At 47.7% G+C, this 7,690-nt stretch carries 8 protein-coding genes; 2 read left to right on the top strand and 6 right to left on the bottom strand.

Features of this window, described 5'->3' with window-relative positions:
• Positions 1 to 152 precede the first annotated feature (152 nt).
• Positions 153 to 980: an alpha/beta fold hydrolase gene (locus tag WBA89_RS18545; protein WP_424408688.1), complete on the top strand. Its 828-nt coding sequence runs from the start codon at positions 153 to 155 to the stop codon at positions 978 to 980.
• Between the two features lie 198 nt (positions 981 to 1,178).
• Here the strand turns inward: WBA89_RS18545 and WBA89_RS18550 are convergent, their stop codons facing one another.
• From WBA89_RS18550 to carA, 6 genes are all read right to left on the bottom strand, one after another.
• Complete coding sequence (locus tag WBA89_RS18550; RefSeq protein ID WP_424408682.1) at positions 1,179 to 1,457, bottom strand: DUF1816 domain-containing protein; 279 nt, start codon at positions 1,455 to 1,457, stop codon at positions 1,179 to 1,181.
• A gap of 504 nt (positions 1,458 to 1,961) precedes the next feature.
• The gene (gene rlmB, locus WBA89_RS18555) at positions 1,962 to 3,263 is read right to left on the bottom strand and encodes a 23S rRNA (guanosine(2251)-2'-O)-methyltransferase RlmB (RefSeq protein WP_424408683.1); all 1,302 of its coding nucleotides are present in this window, start codon (positions 3,261 to 3,263) and stop codon (positions 1,962 to 1,964) included.
• Positions 3,264 to 3,392: 129 nt separating this feature from the next.
• The gene (locus WBA89_RS18560; RefSeq protein ID WP_424408689.1) at positions 3,393 to 3,815 is read right to left on the bottom strand and encodes a Mini-ribonuclease 3; all 423 of its coding nucleotides are present in this window, start codon (positions 3,813 to 3,815) and stop codon (positions 3,393 to 3,395) included.
• A 252-nt stretch (positions 3,816 to 4,067) separates the two neighbouring features.
• Positions 4,068 to 4,277, bottom strand: a complete 210-nt coding sequence (locus WBA89_RS18565) for a hypothetical protein (RefSeq protein WP_424408684.1) — start codon at positions 4,275 to 4,277, stop codon at positions 4,068 to 4,070.
• A 55-nt stretch (positions 4,278 to 4,332) separates the two neighbouring features.
• Positions 4,333 to 4,689: an STAS domain-containing protein gene (locus WBA89_RS18570; RefSeq protein WP_424408685.1), complete on the bottom strand. Its 357-nt coding sequence runs from the start codon at positions 4,687 to 4,689 to the stop codon at positions 4,333 to 4,335.
• A gap of 533 nt (positions 4,690 to 5,222) precedes the next feature.
• Positions 5,223 to 6,374 (bottom strand): glutamine-hydrolyzing carbamoyl-phosphate synthase small subunit, encoded by a 1,152-nt coding sequence (gene carA / locus WBA89_RS18575; RefSeq protein WP_424408686.1) that lies wholly within the window; start codon positions 6,372 to 6,374, stop codon positions 5,223 to 5,225.
• A gap of 666 nt (positions 6,375 to 7,040) precedes the next feature.
• Between carA and WBA89_RS18580 the strand changes: the two genes are divergently transcribed.
• On the top strand, positions 7,041 to 7,690 hold a 650-nt coding region (locus tag WBA89_RS18580; RefSeq protein ID WP_424408687.1), incomplete at its 3' end, for a retropepsin-like aspartic protease family protein.

Raw genomic sequence — 7,690 nt, forward strand, 5'->3', positions numbered from 1 at the left:
CAAATAACAAATAACAAATAACAAATAACAAATAACAAATAACAAATAACAAATAACAAATAACAAATAACAAATAACAAATAACAAATAACAAATAACAAATAACAAATAACAAATAACAAATGACTAATGACTTCTTCTTCCTATTAAAAATGCCGCATCAAAAACTCAGCGTTTCTGTCAAAGGCGAAGGATTTCCTATTCTTTGCTTGCACGGACATCCCGGTTCTGGCGATTGTATGTCCGTGTTTACAGAACACCTCTCAAAGCGCTTTCGGACGATCGCCCCAGACTTGCGCGGCTACGGCAACAGCCGCACCTCCAATCCCTTTGAAATGACCGACCACCTGCTTGATTTAGAAGCACTTTTAGACCGATTGGGAGTCGATCGGTGTTTGGTTGTCGGATGGTCTTTGGGAGGGATTTTAGCCCTGGAATTAGCGATGAAATATCCCCAGCGAGTCACGGGTTTGATTGTGCTGGCATCCGCTGCCAAACCGCGAGGGAGTCACCCTCCGATCTCTTGGCAAGATAACCTTTACACCGGTTTAGCCGGAATCATCAATTGGGTGATTCCCGGTTGGCAGTGGAATATTGATACTTTTGGCAGGCGATCGCTCTTTCGCTACTTGATCCAGCAGCATACAGCCACGCCTTACCGCTACTTGGCGCGGGCAGGTACTCCCGCCTATCTCCAGACTTCCGGCGCGGCTACAAAGGCTTTAAATACCGCTCTCAGGGCAGGATACGATCGACTGCAGCATCTCGGCGACATTCAATGTCCCTGCTTGGTGCTGGCTGCTGAGGGCGATCGGCACATTACCTCCGCATCCAGTTTAGAAACAGCCCGCCACCTCCGCGATTGTCAGTGGGAGTGCTATCGGGATACAGCTCATTTGTTTCCTTGGGAAATTCCCGATCGGGTAATCGCAGACATCGATCGCTGGATTGAGAACTTCCCCCAAGCAGTCGGCAATTGAAAGTCTTAAGCTGTGAGTTTTTCCGAACCAATTAATCACCAAACACTCAAAAAGTTTTGAAGTTTATTTAACCTATCTGCGACTTTTCAAGCTATTAGCGATCCGCCCCTACAGGTTCTAAACAAATCGTGCAACATATCAGATATTACCGGATTTGAAATTAAAAATCACAACTCACAGCTCACAATTTCCCACCTGCTACTGACCGCTCAAAACAGGCCACAGCCCTCCATCACCAAACTTTCCCAAGTCATCTGCCACCGTCAAAGTAACAGGTTTGCAGCGTTGAATCGAAACACTAACACCTTCTGCACCTTCATTTTCTATGTCTTCTACATAGCCTGCTTTTGCAGCTTCCGCCTCTTGAGTGCTCAAGAACGGACCAAAATAGTAAATGCACCGCGGCGTTGAAGTTTTAACTTCAACCCACCAAGCCAATCCGAAAAAATTGAGCAAGCTAATCAAGACTTCTTTCATCTGGTTTTCTAATTTATTTAACGGTGTTTTCAGGGTACTGCGGGCAACGCCCGCGCTTTTGTTATTTACAAGCGGCAGTGACACTGCTACCAAGAATTTATCCAAACCTATTTTAAGCTGATATCTAAATAGATTGGTGTCGAATTCCTGTTTAAACCAAGGGAGAAAGTTCCTTTTACTTTCGCCTTCAACCTGTCCCTAATTGAGGCAGATATATTATTACTTGTTCAAAGTGTGATACCGCTAAATTTTGGGCGGTATTCACACATTATGGCATCGCCCTAGCTGCAGACAAACCGGGAATCACCAAAGTGCGTTCTCATCCATCAGAGTTATCTGTTTTTGATTCAGCTTTAACTTGAATTTGAGTGCAGTCATGATGTTTTCCCAGATGACATTCTACTAGGCATTTTGGTAGTAATTTATTAAGTAGCTGCTGAGACCGATCGCCCGGATTGAGCTACTTAATAAATTACTCTGTTGTACTTTTTTTTTCAAGCACCTTCAAGATCCGTGTACGTGAAACTTTTTGGGCCCGCGCTGGCGGTAAATTTCGTATAAAGCCATTCCCGTTGCTACCGAGACATTCAGGCTAGGAGTCTTTCCCCTTAAAGGAATTGAAACTAATCCGTCACAGCCGCGCTGTATCAAAAGGCTCAAACCGTCAGCTTCACCGCCCACAACTAAAACAGTCGGCCCGGAGAACTTGATTGTCTCTACCGAGTCACCCACGCCTGCTGCAGTGCCGTAAATCCAGAATCCAGCTTCTTTCAATTCTTCCAGCGCCCGGTTAAGATTGACAACCCTCGCGACAGGCAGGTTTTCCAGTGCCCCTGCTGCCACTTTTCTCACTGCCGAAGTAATCCCGACGGCCCGCCGCTGGGGAATTACAATGCCTTGAGTTCCTAAAGCTTCTGCGGTGCGAACGATCGCCCCTAAATTGTGGGGGTCGTTAAGTCCTTCTGCTACCACAATCACTGGATCTTCGCAAGCAGCCTTAGCCTTGGCGATCAGTTCAGCCAAATCGAGGTATTCGTAAGCTGATACTTGGGCTGCTACGCCTTGGTGGTTTGCCTTCCGCGTGATGTAGTCGAGGCGCAAATCGTCAACTTCATCAATGATGCTGCCGTTGGCCTTGGCTTCGGTTAGCAAGCTGTGAAAGCGGGGATCGTAGCGCAGGTGCGGGACAACCCAGATCCGGTTGAGCACTTGGTTGCTTTCTAAAGCCGCTTGCACCGCATGGCGGCCGTAAATCATGTCGTCTGTGTTTGCGTCTGGTTGCACGACGGTATTTGAGGCAGTGTCCACAGGGCGAGTGTCTCTGTCTTTGTCTCTGTCTCTGAAATGATTGCCCCGGAATTCCCGCGGGCTGCTATCTCTGTCTCTTCCTCTGTCTCTGTCTCTGTCTTTGTAATAATTGCCCCGCGATTCCTGGGGGCTGCTGTCTCTGTCTCGGAAATTGTTGCGGGCCGGTTGCGGGCTGCTGTCTGTGTCTCTGTCTCTGTAATAATTGCCCCGCGATTCGGGCCGGCTGCTGTCTGTGTCTCTGTCTTTGAAATGACTTCTGCGGGTGGACGGTTGGCCGTCGCCATCGACATTCCGTTTGAAAATTGCTCGCACGGGCATTTCTCGGGATTGGGGGGAGAAAGTCGATCGCTTTTGAGGCGCGTCTACTCCGCGAGTATCGGGACGGGGCTTGCGTTCAAAGCGGGGAGACGGTTGTGAGTCTTGGCGGCGGCCTTCGCTTCTGAACGGCTTGCTGTCGGAATTCGATCGCGACGTGTTTGGTTTGGTAAATTTTCTCATTAGTTTGTTGTTCCAGTCAAAACAATTTTAGATTTGGGATTGACCAAGCGATACGAGTGAGTTTGAAATTGGAGATTTTCCGGGCAATTAATTGTCGGTCGATCCGCTGCCCTTCCTAACTATTAACTTCTAAATACTTTCAGTTTCAAGTTTTAAAAGCGCCAGAATTTCGGTCAATCTTTCGGGATCGGTGAGGTACAAATATCCGATCAAAGTTTCTAAGCTGCTAGCTTGTTGGTAAATCTCTGGATCGGCTCGCTTGGAACGGCCCGATACGGCATTGCGGCCGCGCTTGACAATTGCTAATTCTCTACTGTTCAAGTGAGGAGAGATCGATCGCAAGTGACGCGCTTGAGTTTCGGCTCGTACTTGCCCCACCACCAATTCGTGATAAGCTTGCAATCTTCTGGGGGGCATCAAGTACAAACTCCGAATGTAGAGTTCGTATACTGCATCTCCCAAATATGCCCAAGCGGAGGGCGAAATTCTTTCTATTTCTGCTGGTGTCGCCCTTGCAGGATGCTGTTGGTTTAAACTGATATCTTGCACCATTGTCAGCAACGGGCTAGAAGCCCGTTCCACAAAGAGTGAATTTCTTGTGGGATGGGCATCCTGCCCGTCCATAAAAGGCTTATTGAGAATGGTGCAATATCTGAGTTTAAACTGATATCAGTCAGGCTCAGTTTGAGTCCGTCATCTGCGATCGGCAACATACTTTTTTAAATAAAACTTCCGCACAGTTGGGTTTTTCTAGTCATCACTTCAGCAATTATAGCTTTCACAGGATTGCCAGTGTTTCGATCGCTAAATAGCTTTAGGTTTTGTCGGCGATCGCCCGAACACAGGTTCAAAAACGATTTTTACACTCATCGCAATGCTCCCCTTTTTATAGCATTTTTCTGTCTGTTTGCCACAGATATTTTGCTGCCCCTCCACCGCAAATCGAAGTATCGGGGGAATTTGCAGCTTGCGCGTGTCGCAGCTTCTCGGAAAATCCGTATTCCGCAAAACCATAAAAATTTGCTATCCAGCGTTGAGAACCGGATAGCTAATTCAATCCACTTTCTGGTCAAGCATCCTTGACGTTTTTTACCGCCTCATCAACGTTCGGCTGCAAAGACAAAAATTTCTCTAAGCGAACCAGTTTAACAGTTTGAGTTACGCGGGGATTTGAGACAATTTGCAATGTCCCTTCGACGGTTTGGGCTTTCTTGACAAGTTGCACAAGTGCGCCCAAGCCAGAACTGTCCACAAAGTCTATCTGAGACAAGTCCAAAATTACGTGTTTTGGACCCTCCTCAATACATTTGCTCAGTACCTTCCGAAAAGTCGCCTCAGAAAAAGCGTCCAGCAGGCCAGTCAGGCGAAATAACTGATAGTTATTCTTGACTTCGCGAGTGCCTCTGAGGCTAACGGTCAGGGTCAATGGCTCAGAAATGACACCCTCCTAGCTAGATATGGCTTAAAGTTGAGGCTTCATTATAGGAGTTTTTGGTTTTTTTGTCTACTGTTTTTTGGTCGTCAGCGATCGGTCAGGAGTCGTTAGTCATTAGTCAGAGGCTCTCTACACCAAGAGCCTCTGAGAGACGAGCAATTGCAAAAATAGCTGTGACGGGCGAGGAGGATCGTCCCACAAAAATGATTTTTTCTTGTGGGGAGTAGGGTTCGCCGTCCCGCCTGCTGGAAAATTCGCTCAAAACAATTGAGGCAATTCCAACCCGATGACTGCTGACTGATGACCAATAACCGAAAGCGAGGGGGACAGCAAAACATGACTAATGACTAATGACTAATGACTAATGACTAATGACCAATGACGGCAGGAGGGCGGGCACGGGGGCACCGCCCCTACTGACTAATGACCGCAGGAGGGCGGGCCCGCACCATCCACCGCCCCTACTGACTAATGACTAATGACTAATGACTAATGACCAATGACTAATGACTCCCCAAAGATGACTAAGCAGCTACTTTCTGATTGTCTCGCATGGACTGCACGAACCGATCGAACAAATAGTCAGCGTCGTGCGGGCCCGGACTGGCTTCCGGGTGGTACTGGACTGAGAACATCGGCAAGGTTTTGTGCTTCAATCCGGCTACGGTGCGATCGTTCAAATTGAGATGAGTAATTTCTACTTCCGGGACTAGGGAATCCGGGTCGATCGCAAAACCGTGATTTTGGCTAGTAATTTCTACTTGCTGGGTTAAACCCGCAGGATGATTCAAGCCCCGGTGGCCGAACTTGAGTTTAAAAGTTTCCGCACCCAAGGAAATCCCCAGCACCTGGTGTCCCATGCAAATGCCGAACACGGGTTTGTCTGACTTCAACAAAGCTCTAGCCGTCGCGATTCCTTCCGTTACCGCCGAGGGATCTCCCGGCCCGTTGGACAGAAAAATGCCGTCCGGGTTGTATTTGAGAATTTCCTCCGCCGACGTGTCAGCGGGTACAACAATTACCCGACAGCCGTAACTCGCCAAACGCCGCAGAATATTGCGCTTGATCCCAAAGTCGATCGCCACCACCGTCCACATTTCGCCGCTGGCCGGTTGGACTGTCGGACTGAACTCCCACACCGAGTCCGTGGCTTCCGACCACTCGTAAACCTTGCGGGTGGTCACTTCGCGTACCAGATTCAGCCCGGCCATGCTGGGAGCGTCTTGCACTTGTTCCAACAGCTCTGCCTGGTCGAGAATCACTGTCGAGATGCCGCCGTTAATCGCTCCCACAGTGCGAATTTTGCGGGTGAGGGCGCGGGTGTCGATGCCGTAAATGCCGGGGATATTGTACTGTTTTAGGTAGTCTTGCAGGGATTGCGAGCAGCGCCAGTTGCTGGGGCGGCTGCATACGTTACGGGCGATCGCACCTCGAATTTGCGGCCGCGAGGATTCTTCGTCTTCGAGATTTACCCCGGTATTGCCCAATTCTGGATAAGTAAAAGTGACAATTTGGCCGCAATAGCTAGGATCGGTCAAGACTTCTTGGTAGCCTGTCATTCCCGTATTGAAAACTACTTCGCCGACGACGGTGGCGTCAGCGCCAAACGACCAGCCGCGGTAAGCAGTACCGTCAGCCAGGACTAGGAGAGCGGGTTTTGCTTTTGAAAGTGACATGGCATCCTTAATTACTTTACGTTTAGTTTGATTTCATTTTGATCCCGACTGGGGACTTTTGGCCGATCGACCAAATAGACCTCTCCCACAATCATTTTGGAACAGGCATCCTGACCGTTCAAAACAGTCTTTTTGGCAGATGTCTAATAAAAATCTCATTTTATTTTCATACAGTAATTTCCTGCTGTATTTTTTTTTACGGTTTATAGCTCAATCTCGTGAAAATTCAGATAACGTGCTTTGGTACTTTTGACTTAGGAACCTTGCGGTCTCAATTACTGAAACAAATTGTTTGTCATTTGTCAAGCATTTTTTGACCTACCGCCCTGCGCGGACAAAATTACAAGCTTATAGCATTTTTCTTTCATATGTGGCATGGAAGAAATTTTAGCCCCCCCCTTGGTAAGGGGGGGGTTGGGGGGGGTAATATCTAGCGCTACTTTATGAAATTGGTATTAAATCCCCCAACAGTCCGCGCTAAATTTATACCAAAAGGCGGTTGTCGTTGTTACGATCGACCTACAGCCTTTAAACCCAGATGTTGTACCTGTGGCAAAAACCGGGTTTCTGACCGCAAATTTAGCATCACAACCTATATCTCTCGTTCAGAAACCCGGTTTTTAAGAGCTTATTGAGAATGATGCAAGATATCAGTTTAAACAAATTATGGTCAGCAAATCTCCCTTGCCTTTACTCTCCAACTCAAAAAAACCTCAACCCAACGCTAAAAACCTCCGCAAACCTTTACTGCTTTTAACAGCAGTCATTTCTCTGAGCAGTTCAATTTTACTTGACACTGCAGTCAACTCCTCGCCAGCGACTGCTCAAGAGAGCGAGGGATGCTTCCTCCGCAACTCCAGTGGCCAAACAATCAACTTGAGCCGCTCTGTCTGCGGTTTTATGCCCCAAGAATTGGCTCCTGCCGGTTCGTCGGATACTAAGGCTGATAGTAAATCGGGAGTATTTCTGGTCAAAATTAAACGCCGAGAAGCTAATATCCCAGTTATAGAAGTCACGTTTAACGGCACGCAAAAGTTTGAAATGATGGTGGATTCTGGAGCAAGCCGCACAGTCATTACACCAGCAATGGCTGCTGCTTTGAAGATAGTTCCTCAAGGAAGCGTGCTAGCAAAAACTCCCAACGGAATAGCTACTTTTGCTCTCGGAAATCTTACTTCGATCGAAGCTGGCGGTTTGGCGATTACAAATGTAGTTGTACCGATCTCGCCCGCATTAGACATCGGGCTGCTGGGTCACGATTTTTTTGGTAATAAAGATGTGACTATTAAGCAAGATGTGATTGAATTTCGATCGCG

The sequence above is a fragment of the Microcoleus sp. genome (assembly GCF_049646505.1).
GTDB lineage: Bacteria > Cyanobacteriota > Cyanobacteriia > Cyanobacteriales > Microcoleaceae > Microcoleus.